18 protein-coding genes and 1 tRNA gene are annotated in these 20205 nt (G+C 39.5%); 10 read left to right on the plus strand and 9 right to left on the minus strand.

The genetic code is table 11. The features are described from left to right. Window position 1 precedes the first annotated feature (1 nt). On the plus strand, window positions 2–619 hold the full coding sequence (gene pnuC / locus QT16_RS19390) for a nicotinamide riboside transporter PnuC (protein WP_002963042.1): 618 nt from the start codon (window positions 2–4) through the stop codon (window positions 617–619). Between the two features lie 3 nt (window positions 620–622). Then, window positions 623–1429, plus strand: a complete 807-nt coding sequence (locus tag QT16_RS19395; protein WP_039490256.1) for a phosphotransferase — start codon at window positions 623–625, stop codon at window positions 1427–1429. Between the two features lie 3 nt (window positions 1430–1432). Here the strand turns inward: QT16_RS19395 and QT16_RS19400 are convergent, their stop codons facing one another. Further along, a complete protein-coding gene (locus tag QT16_RS19400; RefSeq protein WP_039490259.1) occupies window positions 1433–1615 on the minus strand; it encodes a hypothetical protein in 183 nt (60 codons plus the stop codon). Between the two features lie 246 nt (window positions 1616–1861). On the opposite strand from QT16_RS19400, the gene QT16_RS19405 reads away from it, so the two are divergent. From QT16_RS19405 to QT16_RS19415, 3 genes are all read left to right on the plus strand, one after another. Further along, window positions 1862–1936: transfer RNA gene (locus tag QT16_RS19405), tRNA-Arg, on the plus strand. A 211-nt stretch (window positions 1937–2147) separates the two neighbouring features. Beyond that, on the plus strand, window positions 2148–2681 hold the full coding sequence (locus tag QT16_RS19410) for a DinB family protein (protein WP_039490262.1): 534 nt from the start codon (window positions 2148–2150) through the stop codon (window positions 2679–2681). Between the two features lies 1 nt (window position 2682). Beyond that, window positions 2683–3387 (plus strand): NRDE family protein, encoded by a 705-nt coding sequence (locus QT16_RS19415; RefSeq protein WP_039490265.1) that lies wholly within the window; start codon window positions 2683–2685, stop codon window positions 3385–3387. Window positions 3388–3493: 106 nt separating this feature from the next. Here the strand turns inward: QT16_RS19415 and QT16_RS19420 are convergent, their stop codons facing one another. Further along, the gene (locus QT16_RS19420) at window positions 3494–5257 is read right to left on the minus strand and encodes a bifunctional lysophospholipid acyltransferase family protein/GNAT family N-acetyltransferase (RefSeq protein WP_039490268.1); all 1764 of its coding nucleotides are present in this window, start codon (window positions 5255–5257) and stop codon (window positions 3494–3496) included. A 336-nt stretch (window positions 5258–5593) separates the two neighbouring features. Here QT16_RS19420 and QT16_RS19425 point away from each other — a divergent pair, with 336 nt between their 5' ends. Continuing rightward, window positions 5594–6808, plus strand: a complete 1215-nt coding sequence (locus QT16_RS19425; RefSeq protein ID WP_039490270.1) for a cyclic di-GMP phosphodiesterase — start codon at window positions 5594–5596, stop codon at window positions 6806–6808. Here the strand turns inward: QT16_RS19425 and QT16_RS21065 are convergent. After that, window positions 6768–7091: a hypothetical protein gene (locus QT16_RS21065; protein ID WP_076914930.1), complete on the minus strand. Its 324-nt coding sequence runs from the start codon at window positions 7089–7091 to the stop codon at window positions 6768–6770. The genes QT16_RS19425 and QT16_RS21065 overlap by 41 nt on opposite strands. Before the next feature lie 283 nt (window positions 7092–7374). On the opposite strand from QT16_RS21065, the gene QT16_RS19430 reads away from it, so the two are divergent. Then, entirely contained in the window at window positions 7375–8625 is a 1251-nt protein-coding gene (locus QT16_RS19430; RefSeq protein WP_039490273.1) for an outer membrane protein transport protein, read from the plus strand. A 117-nt stretch (window positions 8626–8742) separates the two neighbouring features. On the opposite strand, the gene QT16_RS19435 is transcribed toward QT16_RS19430, so the two are convergent. The 3 genes from QT16_RS19435 to pepA form a co-directional block, all read right to left on the minus strand. Then, window positions 8743–11598, minus strand: a complete 2856-nt coding sequence (locus tag QT16_RS19435) for a valine--tRNA ligase (protein ID WP_039490275.1) — start codon at window positions 11596–11598, stop codon at window positions 8743–8745. Window positions 11599–11651: 53 nt separating this feature from the next. Further along, window positions 11652–12098 (minus strand): DNA polymerase III subunit chi, encoded by a 447-nt coding sequence (locus QT16_RS19440; protein ID WP_002962020.1) that lies wholly within the window; start codon window positions 12096–12098, stop codon window positions 11652–11654. A 149-nt stretch (window positions 12099–12247) separates the two neighbouring features. After that, window positions 12248–13759, minus strand: a complete 1512-nt coding sequence (gene pepA / locus QT16_RS19445) for a leucyl aminopeptidase (RefSeq protein WP_039490278.1) — start codon at window positions 13757–13759, stop codon at window positions 12248–12250. Between the two features lie 309 nt (window positions 13760–14068). Between pepA and lptF the strand changes: the two genes are divergently transcribed. Both lptF and lptG read left to right on the plus strand, forming a co-directional pair. Further along, complete coding sequence (gene lptF, locus QT16_RS19450) at window positions 14069–15181, plus strand: LPS export ABC transporter permease LptF (protein WP_007587281.1); 1113 nt, start codon at window positions 14069–14071, stop codon at window positions 15179–15181. Next, window positions 15178–16245, plus strand: coding sequence for an LPS export ABC transporter permease LptG (gene lptG / locus QT16_RS19455; RefSeq protein WP_024603537.1), 1068 nt, complete (start codon window positions 15178–15180; stop codon window positions 16243–16245). Before lptF ends, lptG begins: the two co-directional genes overlap by 4 nt. Before the next feature lie 80 nt (window positions 16246–16325). Here lptG and QT16_RS19460 read toward each other — a convergent pair whose 3' ends face one another. From QT16_RS19460 to QT16_RS19470, 3 genes are all read right to left on the minus strand, one after another. Continuing rightward, window positions 16326–16826, minus strand: a complete 501-nt coding sequence (locus tag QT16_RS19460; RefSeq protein ID WP_002962012.1) for an RDD family protein — start codon at window positions 16824–16826, stop codon at window positions 16326–16328. A gap of 170 nt (window positions 16827–16996) precedes the next feature. Further along, entirely contained in the window at window positions 16997–17761 is a 765-nt protein-coding gene (locus tag QT16_RS19465) for a DUF6515 family protein (protein WP_039490284.1), read from the minus strand. 245 nt (window positions 17762–18006) lie between these two features. Then, window positions 18007–19146: an alkene reductase gene (locus QT16_RS19470; RefSeq protein WP_039490286.1), complete on the minus strand. Its 1140-nt coding sequence runs from the start codon at window positions 19144–19146 to the stop codon at window positions 18007–18009. Window positions 19147–19226: 80 nt separating this feature from the next. Between QT16_RS19470 and QT16_RS19475 the strand changes: the two genes are divergently transcribed. Continuing rightward, entirely contained in the window at window positions 19227–20144 is a 918-nt protein-coding gene (locus QT16_RS19475; protein WP_200886975.1) for a LysR family transcriptional regulator, read from the plus strand. Window positions 20145–20205 lie beyond the last annotated feature (61 nt).

A 20205-nucleotide genomic window follows, 5' to 3' on the forward strand; every position in this document is an offset into this window, starting at 1 on the left:
TATGGACTTTTTAACACAAACCTTAAGCGGTTTTACAGCAATGTCGCATTGGGAATACATTGCGGTAGGATTGTCGATGGCGTACTTATTATTGGCAATAAAGGAAAGCTTATGGTGTTGGCCGGCGGCATTTTTTAGCACGCTCATTTATACAATTATGTACTGGAATGGCGCATTGCTCATGGAGTCGTTACTTAATTTTTATTATATGTATATGGCTGTGTTTGGATGGGTTGTATGGAGAAAAGGCAAAGCTGAAAATTTAAATATTACCTCGTGGTCGATAAACCGTCATGCTGTTTTAATTAGTTTAACAACCGTAGCTGCAATTACAATTGGTTACGTTATGCAAAACTATACGCATGCCGATTTTGCTTATCTTGATAGTTTTACAACGTGTTTTGCCGTAGTAACTACCTACTTAGTTGCTAAAAAAGTCCTCGAAAACTGGCTGTACTGGATTGTAATAGATGCCGCTTCCATGTATTTATATTATGAAAAAGGCTATTACCCAACGCTTGCGCTCTTTATATTTTATACCATTATGGCGGCGTGGGGCTTTAAAACCTGGTACGAAGAGTACGAACAAAGCCAAGCTAAGCCGCTAGCTCAGCTTTAATTAATGATTGAGCATAATCAGCTAGTAAAAATGTGTAGGGCGTTTATAGAGCCTACGAGCGTTATTTCAAGCGAGCGACTACTTAATGGTTTTAGTAACGATAATTTTTTAATACGTACCGAGCAACAAGGGTATTTATTAAAGTGTTATAAAAGCCATTGGCCAGCCATAGGGCTTGAAGCACAGCGTTTTTTAAGTGAGCTTAATATATGTCCTGCGCCTGTTTGGCTCGATAAAAAGAATAGCCGTGCGGTATTTAATTATATTGAAGGTAATACAGCGCAATCGGATATAACGCTTAGCTTTATTAATAAACTTGCTCAAGTGCATAATTACAAAGCGTCTACCGCGCCAATGGATATAGCTAAAGAGCTGCATTTTTATCAAAGCACCGGCGTATATACGCAATATAAACCTCAAATAGAACGGGCACTCAAAGTAGTTGCAGCCATGCAATTTGATGAAGGCTTTTGTCATAACGATTTGGTAAAAGACAACATTATTGTAAATGCTTCGGGCATGTATTTAATTGATTTTGAGTACGCGCAAACTAACGATGTATATTTTGATTTGGCAGCCCTTGCAGTGAGCTTTAATCTTAATGAGAGCAGTGACAGTACATTGTTAAACAACTATAAAAATAGCGTTGATAAAACAAGCACGTTTTACCCATCAATAGATAAGCTAAATTACTATAAACTGTTTTTTTTGGTGTTATGTATTGCTTGGTATGAGGAGCGCAACATAACTAGTAAATCTATAATGTTACGTGCGCAGCTAAATAAACTTGTTACTAATACTTTTTTATAAAAGTTACAAACCACCAAAGCGTTCAGCGAGCTCTTTGTACTTTGTTACTTCGGCCGCATCAAATTGTGGTTCGCCATTCTCGTCTTCAGATTTAGCAATTAATAAACTTTCTCTAGAGAGGCGTTTTACACGCTCTACTTTTACACCTAAAAACTCAGCGACTTGCTCAGTAGACATTAAACTCATCATTCTTTCCTCGTATTAAACTAATCCTCACAGCGACAATTATAATTTTAATGTTACTAAACCGTTACTGTTTCTTATCTAATAAGAATAAATAGCGTGTTTTTAAGCCTTTGTGAAGTGTTTTATTTAAAAGAGTTTAATTAATAAGCATATAAGCTGATCTTACTGGTATTTATTTAAAGATCTCTTTATCATTGCGGGTGCTAAAGCACTGATATCGCGAGTTGGTGTGGCGGCAACAAATGTGCTCTCGTGGTGAAATGGATATCACGTGGCCCTCCGGAGGCTGAGTTGTAGGTTCGATCCCTACCGAGAGCGCCATTTGCTTTTATATGTATTAATTATCCTCTCTATATTACCTAGCTTCTTATTAATTACTCTTGTATTTAAAAATGCATTTACTGCAAAAACTTTGAAAGTTAATTTTAAAAACAGCTTTCTAGTTATTTATACAATGCAAAATTAGCATCCAAAAATCATGTTGTACTTTTTTGCATATAAGATTTAGTGATAAATGAGGAAGACCGATTCAATGTTAAATAGTCAATTAGAGATACTAGCTCAAGGACACGCTTATCTTGAAGGTGTAACTAAAGAGGACTATTCCCAAGTCATTACTCCTAACTTTATTAGCTCGGCAGGAGCTCATATGCGACATATTATCGATCATTATCAATCTTTAATGACTGGCTTTAGCACGCAAAAAGTAGATTATGATTACCGCTTAAGAGGAGGAGATATTGAAAACTCTCCAACTGCTGCAATAAAAAAAATTGCAGAAATAACAACGTGGATTGAACAGCTAAGTCCAGATGATTTTAATAAACCGTTATCACTTTCAAGTGAAGTTTCGATTAAAAGCAAAAATGTACAAACAGTAACAACATCACTTGCGCGAGAGCTTATTTTTGTAGGCAGTCACGCTGTGCACCATTACGCGATGATTTCACAAATTTCTTTTGCTCAAAAGTCGCAGCTCGATCAAAGCTTTGGTTTAGCACCAAGTACAGCTACCTTTTTAAGAGAAAATAGCCAGCCAGCACAACCAAAATCGATGCAAAATTAAAATGTGCACGTTAAGTTACTTTTTAACTGATGATGGCTACGAGCTATTTTTTAATCGCGATGAGCAAAAAACACGAGAAACGGCAATCGCTCCAAGTAAGCACCAGGGCAATGCAATTTTCCCCATTGATCCGCAAGGAGGAGGTACTTGGCTTGGGGTATCGCATTTTGGGCAAACACTAGCATTATTAAACGATTATCAAAGTGTATTTGATATAACTGCGGTAAAGCATAGTAGAGGTCTGTTAATCCCTCATTTACTGAGCAGTAAAGCCCCTGCATTGTACCAGTTACAAAATATGGATTTATCGGGCTACGCGCCTTTTAAGTTGTGTATTTTTCCGGATGGACTATCGATAAATAACAATAACGTGGTTTTTGTTAGGTGGGATGCAAAGCAGTTAATCCACTGCCAAGTTGAACCACTTGCTACGTCATCAGGTGTTGAGCTTGAAACGGTGACACAAAAGCGTAAACAACAATTTAAGCAACTTATTGATTTAAGACATCCTGAAAGTGAGCAGTTTTTAGCATTTCATTACAGTAAAGCCGAACAAGGGCAATATGGCGTAAACATGCTAAGAGAAGATGCAATGACGGTCAGTATTAGCCATATTAAAGTTGGTAACACTATACGTTTTAATTATTTTGATAAGCAGTCTCAACTCATTAGTAGCATTGGTTGTTTAAAAGTGGCTGCAGCTTAACTAAAAATTTTTATAGCTGTTACATAACTAAAAAAGTCGACGCAATTAATAGCGTCGCCTTTTTTTGCTCAATTTTTACCTGCTATATTAATACAGCAGGTAAAAATTATGAGTGATTTATATAATCATCCTTTTTATCACCAAGGTAGAGCTTAAGTAGCTTTTCAGGCGCACTTGGTAGGTGCACACTTAAAAGTAATCCTGGCGTGTGATTAAAGTTGCTATCAATGCCCATGCAATGAAATTGAGCGCCTAGCTTATGGTATTGCTTTAATAAAATCGGTATGTCTTTTTTATCTTCTTCTATTCCCATAACCAATGCTGATACATGGCCTATGTTTAACGTGTGGTCATTAATAAAGTCTTCAAACTCTGGGTGGAGCTTATTATTAAAAGGCGTATTGGCGCTAACACCTTGTTTATTATTAACCATTGCATGGTCAATAATTGCAACAGAACGAGGGTCATAAAGTTTACTTAATGAAACAGTGCCATATAAAGTCCTATAGCGTGGATTTTGCGCCATAAACGCACCAATCCCTTTAAATAGCAGTAATAAACCATGGTAACTGCCCTGATGTTTTTGAACTATAAACGATCGACCCATTTCTAAGCACGGCTGTTGCTGATTAATAAAAGAAGGTTCGAAGTTAAACATTTGCGATAAATAAAGAGCGCTCACGTCGCTATTTTTTTGTAATAAATCGGTTTGTCCAATTCTATAAGCACCAATAATTTCTTCATTTTTATGATCAAAAATAAACAAATGCATGTAAGTCGCATCAAACTTATCAGTGTCGCATAGCTCGCCACTTCCTTCGTTTAATGTGCGAAAGGTTATTTCTCTGAGGCGTGTTATTTCAGTAACGCAATTAGGTATTTGCTCTTGGTAGCCGTAATAAACTGAGTAACCTTTAAAGTCGACTAAGTGCTGCTCGCTTGGCAAGTTGGCAAGCTCATTTTTCATTTTTGTTTTATCAACTTCCTGCATAATAGCTTTGAGCTGTGTTGATTGGTTATCCTCTTGCCAAGGCGTTACAAAGCGCTCATCGTTTAAGTAACACTGCAAGCGTGTAAGTGCGTTTATGTCGTCAGTTTTTTCAAACTTATTTAATAATTTGGGTGTAAGTAAATTACCAGCGCTTAAGCTAATAGAGCTTTTTTGAATTTTAAGTAATTCGCGTATTAGCATTAATAATCTAAATCGGTAGTAAACACGCCCCAAGTTATAAAAGGTTGAGCTATTCTGACCGCTAATAAATACAGGCAATAAAGGAGCTTGTGTTTTTAAAGCTAGTTGAGCGGCTAAGCGATTCCATTGCCCGTCAGTTACACGTTGTTTTTCTGATTGAAAAAATGACACTCTTCCTGCAGGAAAAACCACAAGTAAGCCATCATTTTTAACATGACTAAAACACTGTTTAATTGCGCTGGTATTAATGGCTGCTTTTGGTTTTAGTGGGTTAGCAAAAATAAAATAGTCTTTAATTTCTTTAAATATTTTTAAACCCACGTTAGCCATTACTTTTGTATCGCTACGATAATGGGTGAGTAAATTTGCAATAATTACGCCCTCAATCATGCCGTAAGGGTGGTTGCATACCACTATGCAAGGGCCTTGCTTTGGTATTTTGTTAATAACACCTTGTGCACCAAGCACATTAATACCTAATACATTTAACAGCTTTTCACTAAACTCTTGTTTATCCAAACCCGATAAATTATTAGAGAGGTATATATCACGCAGCTTATTGATGCCCAATAGGCTATCGAGCAGCGGAGCGGCTATTTTTAGTATATGACTCAAAGGAGAAACGGTGCTTATTGCCGCTACACTTAAGTTTGATACGGGGTGGTTTAATTTTGTCATATACGTTGATGCTCTTAAATTTTTATAGCTGTTGTGTATATTTAGACCGAGGAAAAACCACATTATGTTCAAATTAGGTTAATTAAGTTTGTTTAAAAGCGTAAAAATAATACTCAAATAGCCTTTTAAGTGCTAAGTGGCTGTAGGTTATTAAGAAAATAGAAGAGGGTTTTAATTATCCATAAAATAAGGTTAACCACTACAGCTAATAAGAGTGATACAGCAAGTAATCCTTTGTAGTTATATATCACTACTTACAACTCAAAAACTAGACTTTTAAGCTTAATTAATGCTATTTAAGGTACATCTACTTTAAATGTAAAAAATCTCACCTTTATGCTAATTACTTTGCCTGTGTCTGAGCTCACCCCTGGTATGTACGTTGATAGCGTTACTAAACAACACGAGGGGATCAATAGCATAAAAATTAAGACCAGTGGCTTGGTGCGCGACAAATCTATTATTAAGCGTTTAGTGTCTGAAGGGGTGCTCGAGCTGCTTATAGATTTTACTAAAGGTGATGCGCCAGTTCCTGCCAAATATAAGCCCCAAAGCGCACCTAAAACATCTAATAGCCAAAAAAAAGTAGAAAAAACACCTATAGCTATTTCTATCGAACAGGAGTTTGCTAAAGCGACTGTAAATTACGATCAGCATGGCCGAAAGTTACAATCATTATATGGTGATTTAACATCTGGCCTGAGTGTTAATATAAAAGTGCTTGATGAAATTGCCAGCGAGATAGTCAGCTCAGTTTTTCGTAATGCTAACGCTATGACTATTCTTACTCGTATAAAAGACAAACATAGCTATAACTGGCGCCATATGATCAACTGCGCCATTTTTACTGCTGTATTTGCTAAATACTTAGGGTATGAAAAGGCTGTTGTACAAGAGCTTGCAATGGGGGCGTTACTTCATGACTTAGGCCAAGCTAAATTACCGCAGGGTATATTTTCCAAGCCAACTAAACTAAGTAATAACGAGCTAGCAGCAATTAAAAAGCATGTTGCCCAAGGTTTAGGTTTAGTTAAAGGTGAGAAGGGTATAACTCCCCTTATGCTCGATATGATAGTAAATCATCATGAGCGTTTAGATGGCTCTGGTTATCCGCGAGGCCTGCAGGCTGAAAAGTTAAGTCGCCCGGCGCGTATAATGGCAATTGTAGATGTGTACGATGCTATGACAGCCGATAGAATGCACCAAGAGGGTGATGAGCCTATTAATGCATTACGCTACTTATTAGCCAATAAGCACTTGTTTGATGGTGAGTTAGTTCAGCGCTTTATAAAATGCTTGGGGGTCCATCCGGTAGGGACTATTGTAAAATTAACGAATGAACGTTTAGCCTTAGTGCTTGAAGGGAACGTATTAAATCCTATAAAACCTAAAATTAAACTATTTTATAATGCTAAGCACAATCATCATGTTACACCTAAAGACATAGATTTAAGTGAGCACACCCAAGAGCTGAAAATACTAGCGAGTGTTAAGCCTCTTGATTATCAGATTAATTTGTCTCGCCTGCTAAAAGAGCATTTGTTGAACTAGTTTTACTGCATTGCCTTTTTTTAGTTTGTTTTGCAGAAATAAACGCACCCAAAAAACAACTTCCCATCAGTGTGAGCCATAGCAAAGTACCTAACTCTACGTGCAATGCAAAACAACACAGTCCTAAAGAGATCAACGCATTTAACATTGCCCCAAGCCAATAATGGTTTACGGGGTTATCGCATTGTCCTGCTTGAGTGCATGCACAGTAGTTTGCTTTGTAAAAGCAAAATACACTCGCCCCACAAAATATTAGCCCTGTAATAATAAATAAAATGATCACAGTTTTACTTCCTTTGCGATTTTATAGTGAGTGTAATTTGCTATATATTTCAAGTCAATCTAAATGATAATTAATTACAATTAGAGCTTTAGCTCTAATAACACATTTCTCATCCGATGAGTTTTAAATAGTTGTTAAAATGTCGTTAAATAACATGTTTTTTGCTGTTTTTTGACGCATTCATAGAGTTTTTTACAAAAAATTAAGGTAGTGTAGCAAAGTTTCAAATCCTAATAACAACACACATAGTACCCAGACAGTCAGTTTGGTTAAGGACTCAACAATGAAATTTTCTAAAACTCTTATTGCAGCTTCGCTTGCATTTGTTTCAGCTGATAGCTTTGCAGCTGCGTTTCAATTATCAGAGCAAAATGCATCGGGTTTAGGCCGTGCATACGCTGGTGAAGCTTCTATCGCAGACGATGCGTCTGTAGTTGCACGTAACCCAGCACTAATGACTTTATTTAAAGATAAACAACTAAGTGTTGCTGCTATTGGTGTAATCCCAGATGTAAGCTTAGAAGGTGAAGGCGCGCCAACTGGTATTGATCAATCTACATTAGATGACGATAGCATTGCCCCAAGTGCAGTGGTACCAGCAGCTTACTTTACTATGCCTTACAACGATAAAGTATCACTTGGTTTTGGTGCATTTTCTAACTTTGGTTTATCAACAGACTTTGACGATGACTACTCAGCAGGACAGATTGCTGGTAAAACAGAAATCTTCACCGTTAACTTAAATGCAAGCGTTGCTTATAAAGTTACTGAAAAGTTTAGCTATGGTATTGGCTTAAACGTAATTTATGCTGATGCAACAATTGTGCGTCATGCTGGCTCTGGTTTACCATTTGCTTCAAGCACTGAAGTTGTGAACTTGGAAGGTGATGATACAGGTTACGCTTTAAATGTTGGTTTAATGTATCAGCTAGATGATAACAGCCGTTTTGGTTTTAATTATCGTACAGAAACAGATATTACATTCGAAGGTGATTATTCGAATCAAATACCAACAGCTTTTGGTGGATTAAATGGAACTGAATTACCTGGTTCTGTTGAAATAACACTTCCTGCAATAGCTGAATTTTCAGGTTCTCATCAATTAGATGAAAAACTTGGTCTTCATTACAGTATTTTATGGACAGGTTGGAGTAGCTTTGATTCATTAGAAGCACAAGTAACAGCTCCAACAGGCGATAAGTTTAGCGCATTTAACAAAGATGAGAGCTTCTCTGATTCGTACCGTTTCGCTGTTGGTTCAGATTACCAATATAACGAAGATTTATTACTTCGTGCTGGTGTAGCATTTGATCAGTCTCCAGTATCACAAGATCACCTGTCGATCTCTATTCCAGATACCGATCGTTTCTGGCTTTCATTCGGTGGTAACTACACAATTGATCAAAACTCTAACGTAGATCTAGGCGTAAGTATTATCCGTGGTAAAACTCAGAACTTTGAAGAAGATGGATTTGAGTTTGAATCAGAAGGTAATGCAGTACTTATTGGCGCTCAATACAACTACAAATTCTAATATTTGTATAAATGCTTAGAGCTTAGGCTCTGGGCACAAAAAAGCCGCTCACTTTAATTAAAGTGAGCGGCTTTTTTAATGCCTATTAAATAGTGTTAATAGGCATTTTATGAAAGCTTATAAGCTTTCTATTTTAGTTTTTTGCTCAAGTAACTTAGTTTTAGCATCGCTAAACTCAGCCAGTTTTGCATTTTCTTTAGCAAGTACGGCTTCAGGTGCGTTGTTTACAAACTTTTCGTTAGCGAGTTTGTTTTGCACTTGTGCTAGGCCTTTTTCTGCTTTTTCGAGTTGCTTATTAATACGCGAAAGCTCGGCTTCCACATCAATTAAGCCTGCCATTGGGATCATGATCTCAAGGTTGCCAACATAAGACGTTGCACATGCAGGTGCCCCGTCTTTGTTTTCAAGCATTGTAAACTCTTCAATTTTTGCAAGTGATGCTAAAAATGATTTGTTTTCTTCAATGCGGCGCACGTCGTCGCTTGATGCATTAGCAAGTAATACGCTAAGCGGTTTACTTGGGCTAATATCCATTTCACCACGAATGTTACGAATAGCTAAAATGAATTGTTTAACCCACTCTAAGTCGTCCATCGCTTTAGCATCAACGCTTGCTTCATTATATACAGGGAACGGCTGAACCATAATGCTGGTGTTTGTTGTTTCAAGGCCTGCAAGAGGTGCAACACGTTGCCAAATAGTTTCAGTGATGTACGGCATCATTGGGTGCATTAAACGTAGTAAGCTTTCAAGTACGGTAATAAGTGTATTACGTGTACCACGTTGCTGCGATTCATTACCTTTAAATAATACCGGCTTAGTTAGCTCTAAGTACCAATCACAGAACTGGTTCCAAGTGAATTCGTAAAGCGTGTTAGCAGCTAAGTCAAAACGGTAGTTATCAAGGTGCTCAGTGTACGTTTTAACTGTTGACTCAAATTGGCCTAAAATCCAGCGGTCAGCTAATGAAAGCTCTTTTTGTGCATCGTTTGCAAAACCACAGTCTTGCTCTTCTGTATTCATTAATACGTAACGGCTCGCGTTCCATAATTTGTTACAGAAGTTACGGTAACCTTCAAGGCGGTTCATGTCCCAGTTAATATCACGACCGGTAGATGCCATTGCAGCAAGTGTAAAGCGAAGGGCGTCGGTGCCGTGTGCTTCAATACCGCCTGCAAATACTTTTCGCGTATCTTTCTCGATTTTAGCGGCAAGTTTTGGCTGCATCATGTTACCAGTACGCTTTTGTACTAGGTCTTCAAGTTCAATGCCGTCAATCATGTCTAGTGGGTCAAGAACGTTACCTTTTGACTTAGACATTTTATCGCCATTGTCATCACGTATCAGACCCGTTACATACACGGTTTTAAACGGAACTTGTGGTTTGCCATTTTCGTCTTTCACAAAGTGCAGCGTCATCATAATCATGCGCGCAACCCAGAAGAAAATAATATCAAAACCAGTTACCAGCACGTCAGACGGGTGGAAGGTTTTTAAATCATCGGTATTTTCAGGCCAACCTTGTGTAGAGAAAGTCCAAAGTGCTGACGAGAACCACGTATCAAGTACGTCTTCGTCTTGGCTTAACGTTACGTTATCTGCAATGTTGTTTTCACGGCGAACTTCGGCTTCGTCGCGACCAACAAATACATTGCCTTCACTGTCGTACCAAGCTGGGATACGGTGACCCCACCAAAGCTGGCGTGAAATACACCAATCTTGTACGTCGTTCATCCACGAGAAGTACATGTTTTCGTATTGCTTAGGTACAAATTGAATGTCGCCGTTTTTAACAGCGTCTTTTGCAGGTTCTGCAAGTGGTGCAACACGTACATACCATTGGTCGGTAAGCAGTGGCTCAATTACCACACCAGAGCGATCGCCGTAAGGAACCGTTAAACCATGGTCTTCAATTTTTTCTAGTAGGCCTAGTTCTTCAAATTCTGCCACAATTGCTTTACGCGCTGCAAAACGATCAAGTCCATGTAGGCGCTCAGGTATTGGTGCATCAAACTCAAGCTCTTTACCGTCAAAGGTGTATGTTTCACCTTGGGTAAGAATAGCGGCGTCTTTATCGAAAATGTTGATCATCGGCATTTGATGACGCTTGCCCACTTCGTTATCGTTAAAGTCGTGCGCTGGGGTTATTTTTACACAGCCCGTGCCTTTATCTTTATCGGCATGTTCGTCAGCAACAATTTTAATACGACGATTAACGATGGGTAATAAAATCTCTTTACCGATTAAATCTGTGTAGCGCTCATCATCTGGGTTTACTGCAACACCCGAGTCGCCAAGCATGGTTTCAGGACGTGTTGTTGCTACTACTATGTAGTCTTTTCCGTCTTGTGTTGTAACGCCATCAGCTAGTGGGTAACGTAAGTTCCACATGTGGCCTTGCTTGTCTTTATTTTCAACTTCAAGATCAGAAATAGCCGTGTGTAATTTTGGATCCCAGTTTACTAGGCGCTTGCCTCGGTAAATTAGGTTTTCTTTATGAAGGCGTACAAACACTTCTTTAACGGCTTCAGATAGGCCATCGTCCATGGTAAAGCGTTCACGATCCCAATCAACCGATGCGCCAAGGCGACGAAGTTGCTTAGTGATAGTGCCGCCAGATTCTTTTTTCCATTCCCAGATTTTATTAATAAAATCTTCGCGGCCTAAATCATGGCGTGTTTTGCCTTCTTCGGCATGCAGTTTACGCTCAACCAACATTTGCGTTGCAATACCTGCGTGGTCAGTACCTACTTGCCATAATGTGTTGTTACCTTGCATACGTTTAAAACGCGTTAGGGTATCCATTATTGTATCTTGGAAGGCGTGGCCCATGTGTAAGCTACCAGTGACATTTGGCGGCGGGATCATAATTGAATATGGTACGCCTTGGCCAGATGGCTTAAAGTAGCCTTTTTGTTCCCAGTCTTGATATAGCGACTGTTCAATATCTTGCGGATTGTAGGTTTTATCCATTACACAGAACCTTAAATAAGTACTTAAATTAGTTGGTTAGTTTGCCTGATTGGCTAGCTATTAATATCTTGCGTGGTGAGATTGGCACCGAGTTGGCGTAGCTTTTTAAAACGCTCGCGGGCTGCTTGCTTAGCAGCTGGTTCTACGGGGACAAAATCAAAAACTTGGTTAAACCGACGAATGTAATCCGGTAACTGAGTAGCCAAGTTAATTAAAACTTTACGATTGCCAACAGGTGGCGTAATACCAATTTCTACAGGTGCGCCGCCTTTAGGGCCTTCACCTTGTAAATTATGTGGCACAAAACTATCTGGATCGAATGCCCAAATTATTTCATCAATGGCACAGGCTGCTTCGTTATCGTTAACACAAATAAACACACGCTGCCCATTTCGATACTGATCGGCTGCAATTTGAGCTGCCAATGCAAAATGATCGTCAGCCTTCGCTTTAGACTCATCTTGTTGCTTTAGAACGAAAAATTTAGCGTTCATGTTCATTGTATCGGGGTTTCCCATGACATTGAATGTATACCAAATTGATATACATAAATTAAGAGGCAGATTTTGCCATATAACGGGGTTTGCTTCAATTAATACACAAATAAATAAGGCGCCAAATGGCGCCTTATAAATAGCTAAATAGATTATTAATCGTGCGTAGCTTCGCTTACACCTGCTCGGTTTAATAAATACTGAGTAAGCATAGGAACAGGACGGCCCGTTGCGCCTTTTTTAGCGCCACTGCGCCACGCTGTACCGGCAACATCTAAATGTGCCCAATTATACTTTTTAGTAAATTTAGATAAGAAACATGCCGCAGTAATAGTGCCCGCAGAGCGTCCACCTAAGTTCGTAAAGTCAGCAAATGGGCTTTCTAGTTGATCTTGATAGTCATCCCATAACGGTAACTGCCATGCACGGTCGCCACTTTGCTCAGACGCTTTTAATAAATCGTGCGCAAGTGGGTTATGGTTTGATAGTAAACCAGTAGCATGCGCGCCAAGGGCTACAATACACGCGCCAGTTAGCGTTGCTACGTCAATAACCGTATCTGGATTAAAGCGTTCAACATATGTTAGTGCGTCGCATAATACTAAGCGGCCTTCAGCGTCGGTGTTTAATACTTCAACTGTTTGCCCTGACATTGTTGTTAAAATATCACCTGGACGATACGCATTTGAGCCAGGCATGTTTTCACAACCCGCTAAAACACCAATAACGTTAATCGGCAATTGCATTTGTGCAAGTGCACGCATTGCGCCAATAACGCCTGCTGCTCCGCCCATGTCGTATTTCATTTCGTCCATGCCTTCGCCTGGTTTTAATGAAATACCGCCTGAATCAAACGTTAGACCTTTACCAACAAGTACAATAGGGGCTTGGTCATCAGCGGCGCCTTTGTAGTTAATAATCGACATAATCGATTCGTTATCACTACCTCGGCCAACAGCTAGGTAAGAATTCATACCAAGTTCTGCCATTTGCTTTTCGCCAATAAGATCAACAGTGATGTTGTCAAAATCAGTTGCCAGCTCTTGTGCTTGTTCACCTAAGTACACAGGATTACAAATATTTGGTGGCATATTAGCTACGTCTTTACATAGCTTACTACCTGCTGCAATGGCTAAACCATGCTCAATAGCGCTTTCGCCAATAGTTAGTTCGCGTCGTGTTGGTACGTTAAACACCATTTTACGCAGTGGACGACGAGGGTCTACTTTTTTACTTTTCAGTTGGTTAAACGTATATAGGCAGTCTTGCGTTGTCTCAACTGCCTGACGTACTTTCCAGTAGGTGTCGCGACCTTTAACGTGTTGCTCTGTTAAAAAGCAGACTGCTTCCATAGAGCCCGTTTCGTTTAAGGTATTAATAGTTTTAGAAATGATTTGTTTATATTGCTTATCATCAAGCTCACGCTCTTTACCACAACCAACAAGCAATATGCGCTCGCTTAATACATTAGGTACATGATGCAATAATAAAACTTGGCCTGGCTTACCTTCTAAATCGCCACGGCGAAGTAAATTAGAGATATAACCATCACTAATTTTATCGAGTTGTTCACCAATGGGGGATAACCTACGTGGCTCGTAAACGCCAACCACAATACATGCGCTGCGCTGTTTTTCTGGGCTACCACTTTTTACGTTAAATTCCATTGTTACTCCTGGTTTTGAGTCGTTTAAGTTACTAAGTTGGGGCTAAAAAAGTATTTTCTAGTCTTATCTACGTAACTTATGTAAGGATAATTCTTATTTTAGCTGATTTTGTTAGACTCTTACTGTGTAATTGAACTTTATATGCTTAAGGGCTACTAATGCAACATTATATCGTGCACTTAGGTAGGATAATTAATTTTGATGGCTTATAATAATAGCCTATTTGCCGGTATTAATTGGGTAAAATAGCTATTTAACTATTCAATTCTCACTATCGTAGTGAAATTCCATGTTTAACAGGGGCGAGCATTGCTAATTTTCCGTTATTTGACCGCTGAGGTTTTAAAATCGCAGGTCGCCGTATTTTTAACTTTGATGACAATATTTTTGTCACAAAAGTTAGTTGGTATTTTAGGTGATGCCTCTGAGGGCAGCATTCCTGCTAAATTAGTGTTATCGATGATTGCACTAAAACTTCCACAACTAGCCTCGCTAATACTTCCGCTGAGTATATTTTTAGGCATTATTTTAGCCTACAGCCGTATTTACGCCGATAGCGAAATGACCGTACTTAAAGCCTGTGGCGTAAGTGAATGGTATGTTGTGCGCGTAACGCTTATATCAAGTGTAGGGCTTGCTATATTAGCCGCAGCACTGACTATGTATATAGCGCCGTGGGCAAGCGAGCAAGAGTATCAATTAAAAGAGCAAGCCAAAGCCGATGCGGGGTTATCCGCACTCAGAGCTGGGCGGTTCCAAGAAACCGGTAACGAAAAAGCCGTGGTGTTTATTCATAATATTGAAAAGGGCGGCAAAGAGCTCAATAAGGTATTTGTTGCACAGTTACCCGATAGCGAAAAAGGCAACTTAGCGCGCTTAGTATATGCACAGCAAGGTGTTGTGGTTGAAGCCGTAAATGGTGAGCAACAGCTCGTACTAACAGACGGTAAACGTTACGAAACAGATGGCACAACGCCTGCACTTAACTTAACAGAATTTGATGGTTACAGCGTACAAATACGAGAACAAGAAATAGAGCACCAACGCCGTAAATTAGAGGCTGTGCCTACTAATCAGTTACTCGCCATTAATACTCCAGAATCTATTGCTCAATGGCAATGGCGACTCGCTATTCCGTTATCAATTCCGCTACTTACCTTACTGGCAGTACCGCTAAGTGTAGTTAATCCTCGTCAAGGTAAATTTGCAAAACTAGTACCTGCTATAAGCTTGTACTTAGGCTATTTTATTTTACTAAATGCCGCTAAATTTGCAGTTGAAGATGGCAAAATTCCGCCTTCAATCGGCTTGTGGTGGATTCACTTAAGTGCCTTGTTTATAGGTGGATTATTAATTATAAAAGGGCGACCGCTGGGCGCTTGGCTTAAAGCCGTTGTAACTAAGCGGGAGTTAGGCTCATGATGAAAACGCTTGATTGGTATTTAGGCCGCAGTATTTTACAAACTACCGGCTTTGCATTGTTGGTACTTGTTGGTATTAGCACCTTAATTAAGTTTATCGACCAGCTAAAGTCGGTAGGGCGTGGCAGTTACGATTTAATGACCGCAATGCTTTACACGCTTTACACAATACCTGGCGATTTAGTGGTGTTTTTTCCGATGGCTGCGCTAATTGGTGGCTTAACGGGTTTGGGGGCACTTGCTTCAAACAGTGAGCTGGTAGTGATGCAAGCGGCTGGCATGTCGCGCTTACAAATAATTGGCTCTGTGATGAAAACGGCCATATTTATGGCTGTATGCATGATGGCACTTGGCGAATGGGGTGCACCTGAAGCGCAATTACACGCCAAAGAAATGCGTAACCAAGCAATACATGGCGGCGATGTATTTAACACACAAAAAGGTGTATGGGCTAAAGACGGCAGCAATTTTATTAATATTGAAGATGTTGACGAAAACGGCAGGCTCAATGGGGTACACATGTACCACTTTGACAAATCGTTAGAGCTTACCCAAATCACTAAAGCAAAAGATGCACTGAGCCGAAAAGAAGGCTGGCTACTTCGTGATGTAAATAAGGTTATTATTACGAGCGAAAAAACCACAACAGAGCAACTACCAGAAGAGTTTTATCCTTCACAATTGACCGCTGAAAAGTTAGGGGTTGTTTCGGTAAAACCAGAGTCACTTTCATTTACTGGGCTTTGGTCGTATTTAACTTACTTAGAGCAAAACGAACAAGACACCAGTACCTACGAGCTTGCTCTGTGGCGTAAGCTTATGCAGCCTGTATCTGTAGCGGTAATGCTGCTGGTGGCGCTCTCGTTTATATTTGGCCCACTGCGTACCGTTACTATGGGCGCACGTATTATTATGGGTGTTGTAACGGGGATCGTGTTTCACTTAACTAATGAAATATTTGGCCCTGTAGTTATGGTTTACCAAATACCTGCCATTATAGGGGCGGTATTACCCAGTATTATATTTATAGGCTTTGCGACATATTTGATGAATAAACGGGTATAGAGTACCTATTCAAAGCATTAAAAAGGGTGACCAGTGGTCACCCTTTTTGCTTTTTAATTACCAGTTTTGGAAAGCTGGTATTAATCAAGCTCACTATAAATACGTCTGTTTTCTTCTTTAGTAAGCGCAATAACTTCTGTTTTAGATATGTAATCTTGCAGTGCTTTTTTGTTTTTAAAATCGACTAACACCACCAAATTACCTAAACCGAGTAAAGCGCTAACGCTGCGGATAATTGATTGCGGCCAGCTAATTAAATTACCCTCAAGAGTTTGTACTTTTAAACGCCATGCACGCATGCCAATGGTTTGCCCGCTTTTAGTCCAAAAGTAGCCAAAAAATACTAAGCTAACAATAATTAAAAGAGCGGTACGAATACCCGAAAGAAGATTTGAATTTTGAATAAATGCAGATACATCCTCTGCGCCATTTAAACTAATTACATCGAGAGAAATAAGCCCCTGTACTGCAAATAAATACAGCACTACAGTTAACATCGCAAACGCAATAATGGCTAACGTATCGTAGACCAACGACGCAAAACGGCGCCAAAAACCAGCACGTGGAAACTCACCCGACATAAATACACTCTCACTATTAATATGCGAGCTAGTTTAACAAAAAAGCTTACAAATACTAAGACATGTTAATGTTTAGAGAGAATTGATTTTATTGCTGTAAATTACTACCTACGGAGGGGAATGAAAAAGACCCTACTATTTACAGTAAGGCCTTTTAATTTATAGCGAGTTTAACCTAGCTTAATGGCAAGGTATTTTATGTCGTCACCACTTATTTGCGGTAAAAAATAAATACCGCCGTATTTAAAATACTGCTGTGAGTTAATGATTACGGCCTGTGCAGCCTGAGGCAGTGAGTCGTAAGTTTGGCCCAAGCTATAGTCATTCACATTACCCACTTTTATTGCCTGATTAAGGCGAGTTGATGGCTCATCAACAACCGTATAACCATCATTATCCGCAATGTAGTACACATTTTGATAAGTGTAGTAAGTCGTATTATGGTGTTTAAAATGCCTGTAATTTCTTGGAAGCGTATTTATACGCAGGCCTCTAGGTGGTTTAACAACATGGTAGCCTCTTTTAGCTTTACGGTAATAAAGGCCGTCGTTAAACGTAAACGAAATACCATTAAATCTGATTGATGCGCTATTGCGTGGTAAATGGTTTATAAATCGATTTTGTCTGTAAGCGACTGAATTGTGATGGCTTGTTAAGTAGTTATATTTTCGCTGGTTGTAGCGGTATTGTTCACGCTTTTCCTGTTTGTACTTAGCAAGTTTACGTTTTTCTTGCTTACGGTCTTCTCGTTTTTCTTTTTTATGCTCAATACGCTGCTTTTTTTCATGGCGGCGTTCATCGCGTTTATATTCAACACGTTTGTCGTGATCGCGTTTAAAGCTTTTATCATTCTCTCGCTCGTTTTGTGCTCCAAGCGCAGAGCCTGATACTGCGCCAATGACGAGCAGGGCAGGTAGTAAAAAAGTAAGTTTCATAGTATTGCCTCGTTTATGTTTTTACATAACTGGGTTCAATACTAGCGGCTCAAACTGAATGTTAACTGACATACAACAGCAAACGGAGTTATGCTTACAGCTTTTTACATTTTACTGACGGTTCTTGACATAATCTCTAGTTTTTGACGATTATAGGAACGTTTTAATATATTAAAATGATTAGTCGTGTCACAAAAAATAGCTATTAAATTAGTAATTAAGCCTTCCTTGGCTTTGCTGGTTAATTACTTTTGATAAAAAGGATAATCGCTATAACCTACTTCAGTACCGCCATACATAGTGGCTGCATCAGCTTCGTTAAACGTCCAATTATTTGCTATACGCTCTGGTAAATCAGGGTTAGCTATAAATGGGCGACCAAATGCAAATAAGTCACCGTAACCTTCACCTAAAATACGCACTGCTTTTTCTACTGTGTATTTACCTGCATAAATAATGCGCCCTGAAAATTCAGCTCGGACTGCTTTATAAAATTCTTGTGGTAAATCGGGAGCGTTATCCCAATCAGCTTCCGCAATCGATAAGTAAGCAATACCTGCTTGCTCAAGCACTTTAACGGCCTGGATATAAGTGTGATGAGGGTTTGATTCAACAAGCCCTAAATACACTCGTGTTTCATCTGTGCTTTCAAATAAAGGAGCAAAGCGTACACCTAAACGGTTTGCGCCTACAACGTCACTTACCGCTTCAACTATCTCTTTTAAAAAGCGCAGGCGATTACTAAGCGTTCCACCGTATTGATCGTCACGGTTATTAGTATGCTCAGAAATAAACTGATTAACTAAATAGCCGTTAGCACAATGAAGCTCCACACCATCAAAGCCAGCTTCTAGAGCATTGCGTGCAGCTTGAGCATACATGTTTACCAGTTCGCCAACTTCAGTTGTTGTTAGCGCACGAGGCTCACTTGGGTCAGCCAATGCGCCTTCACCAGGTGCGGTTTCAATAAATACTTTTACATTGTCAGCTGCAATGTCTGAAGGACCAACCGGTTTACCTGAATTTGGTTGTAGTGTGGCGTGCGATACGCGCCCTACATGCCAAAGCTGAGCAAAAATAACACCGCCTTTAGCGTGTACCGCGTGTGTTACTTTTTTCCAGCCTTCAATTTGTGCTTGCGAGTGAATACCTGGGGTCCAAGCGTAACCTTGCCCACGAGGTTCTATTTGTGTGCCTTCGGTAACCATAAAACCAGCCGATGCGCGCTGCGAGTAATACTCAGCCATTAATTCATTAGGAATATTGCCAGGCTGAGTGCTGCGAGAGCGAGTAAGAGGAGGCATCACAATACGGTTTTTAAGTGTAAAAGGGCCAAGCTCAATTGATGAGAATAATGGGGCGGTATTAACTAATTCTGATTTCATTTTAAATTCTCTTATAAAGCAAACAAAGGCTTAAATAGTGGTTAAGCAACATTGGCAGCATAGAGATTTAAAGATACAATTTGAAACAACACTTTTTTGTACAGCATACAATTATGAATGGTATCAGTCGGCTCGATATAAAGCAGTTAAGAGTACTCAGTAGCTTATTAGAACTGCAAAATCTTTCACAAGTAGCCAAAAAAATGGGGTTAACGCAACAAGCTATTAGTGAGCAACTACGAAAACTACGAGACTTATTTGACGATCGCTTGTTTATTCGCCAAGGCAATAACATGGTTGCTACTCCTAAAGCGCAAGGGCTCAAGGCACCTGTTAATAATATTTTAAAGCAATTAGAGTCGTTACTAGAGCCCGAGCAGTTTAGCCCGCAAACTTATAAAGGTGTGTTTACCATAAGCGCAACCGACTACGCCACGCAGGCTTTATTGCCACAATTATTTAATATTACCCGCCGCGAAGCGCCAGGTTTAAAGCTGATAGTGCGCGACTTTGCATCAGATAACGTTAATCAACTTATAACGGCAGGCGAGCTTGATTTGCTGATAAGCTTTCCAGAATTTATACCCGACAACCTTTCTTATATCACTTTGTTTGAAGAACAACATTTGTGTATTACCGGTATAGGTAACACTACTTACACTGAACCTTTGAGTTTGGCGCAATTTGCAAAGCATCCACAGCTAGTGGTGTCGCCATCTCGTGCAAATTTGCGCGGATCGCACGATCAGTGGTTTGAAAGCCAAGGGCTAAAACGTAATATTGTAATGTCGGTACCAAGTTTTTCTGCGGTGCCCGACATTTTACATACAACCGATATGCTCGCGTTTTACCCATCAAGATTATTACCAAACAGCAAAGTTAAACAGCTAAAAATAGAAGCTCTGCCCCCTACATTTAAAGTAATAGCCGCATGGCATCCGCGTACTAATAACAGCCCTATTCATAAATGGTTGATAGAGCAATTACAAAACTTATAACGATATAAAACATCTAAAGTGACTACTTTTTACTGTTAAATTAGCAACCCAATATTTAGAT

The sequence above is a fragment of the Pseudoalteromonas distincta genome (genome assembly GCF_000814675.1).
GTDB classification, from domain to species: domain Bacteria; phylum Pseudomonadota; class Gammaproteobacteria; order Enterobacterales; family Alteromonadaceae; genus Pseudoalteromonas; species Pseudoalteromonas distincta.

Excerpts from the sequence above, each read along its gene's own strand:
- pnuC (WP_002963042.1), top strand. The coding sequence starts at position 2 with ATGGACTTTTTAACACAAACCTTAAGCGGTTTTACAGCAATGTCGCAT.
- QT16_RS19395 (WP_039490256.1), top strand. The coding sequence starts at position 623 with ATGATTGAGCATAATCAGCTAGTAAAAATGTGTAGGGCGTTTATAGAG.
- QT16_RS19400 (WP_039490259.1), bottom strand. The coding sequence starts at position 1,615 with ATGAGTTTAATGTCTACTGAGCAAGTCGCTGAGTTTTTAGGTGTAAAA.
- QT16_RS19410 (WP_039490262.1), top strand. The coding sequence starts at position 2,148 with ATGTTAAATAGTCAATTAGAGATACTAGCTCAAGGACACGCTTATCTT.
- QT16_RS19415 (WP_039490265.1), top strand. The coding sequence starts at position 2,683 with ATGTGCACGTTAAGTTACTTTTTAACTGATGATGGCTACGAGCTATTT.
- QT16_RS19420 (WP_039490268.1), bottom strand. The coding sequence starts at position 5,257 with ATGACAAAATTAAACCACCCCGTATCAAACTTAAGTGTAGCGGCAATA.
- QT16_RS19425 (WP_039490270.1), top strand. The coding sequence starts at position 5,594 with ATGCTAATTACTTTGCCTGTGTCTGAGCTCACCCCTGGTATGTACGTT.
- QT16_RS19430 (WP_039490273.1), top strand. The coding sequence starts at position 7,375 with ATGAAATTTTCTAAAACTCTTATTGCAGCTTCGCTTGCATTTGTTTCA.
- QT16_RS19435 (WP_039490275.1), bottom strand. The coding sequence starts at position 11,598 with ATGGATAAAACCTACAATCCGCAAGATATTGAACAGTCGCTATATCAA.
- QT16_RS19440 (WP_002962020.1), bottom strand. The coding sequence starts at position 12,098 with ATGAACATGAACGCTAAATTTTTCGTTCTAAAGCAACAAGATGAGTCT.
- pepA (WP_039490278.1), bottom strand. The coding sequence starts at position 13,759 with ATGGAATTTAACGTAAAAAGTGGTAGCCCAGAAAAACAGCGCAGCGCA.
- lptG (WP_024603537.1), top strand. The coding sequence starts at position 15,178 with ATGATGAAAACGCTTGATTGGTATTTAGGCCGCAGTATTTTACAAACT.
- QT16_RS19460 (WP_002962012.1), bottom strand. The coding sequence starts at position 16,826 with ATGTCGGGTGAGTTTCCACGTGCTGGTTTTTGGCGCCGTTTTGCGTCG.
- QT16_RS19465 (WP_039490284.1), bottom strand. The coding sequence starts at position 17,761 with ATGAAACTTACTTTTTTACTACCTGCCCTGCTCGTCATTGGCGCAGTA.
- QT16_RS19470 (WP_039490286.1), bottom strand. The coding sequence starts at position 19,146 with ATGAAATCAGAATTAGTTAATACCGCCCCATTATTCTCATCAATTGAG.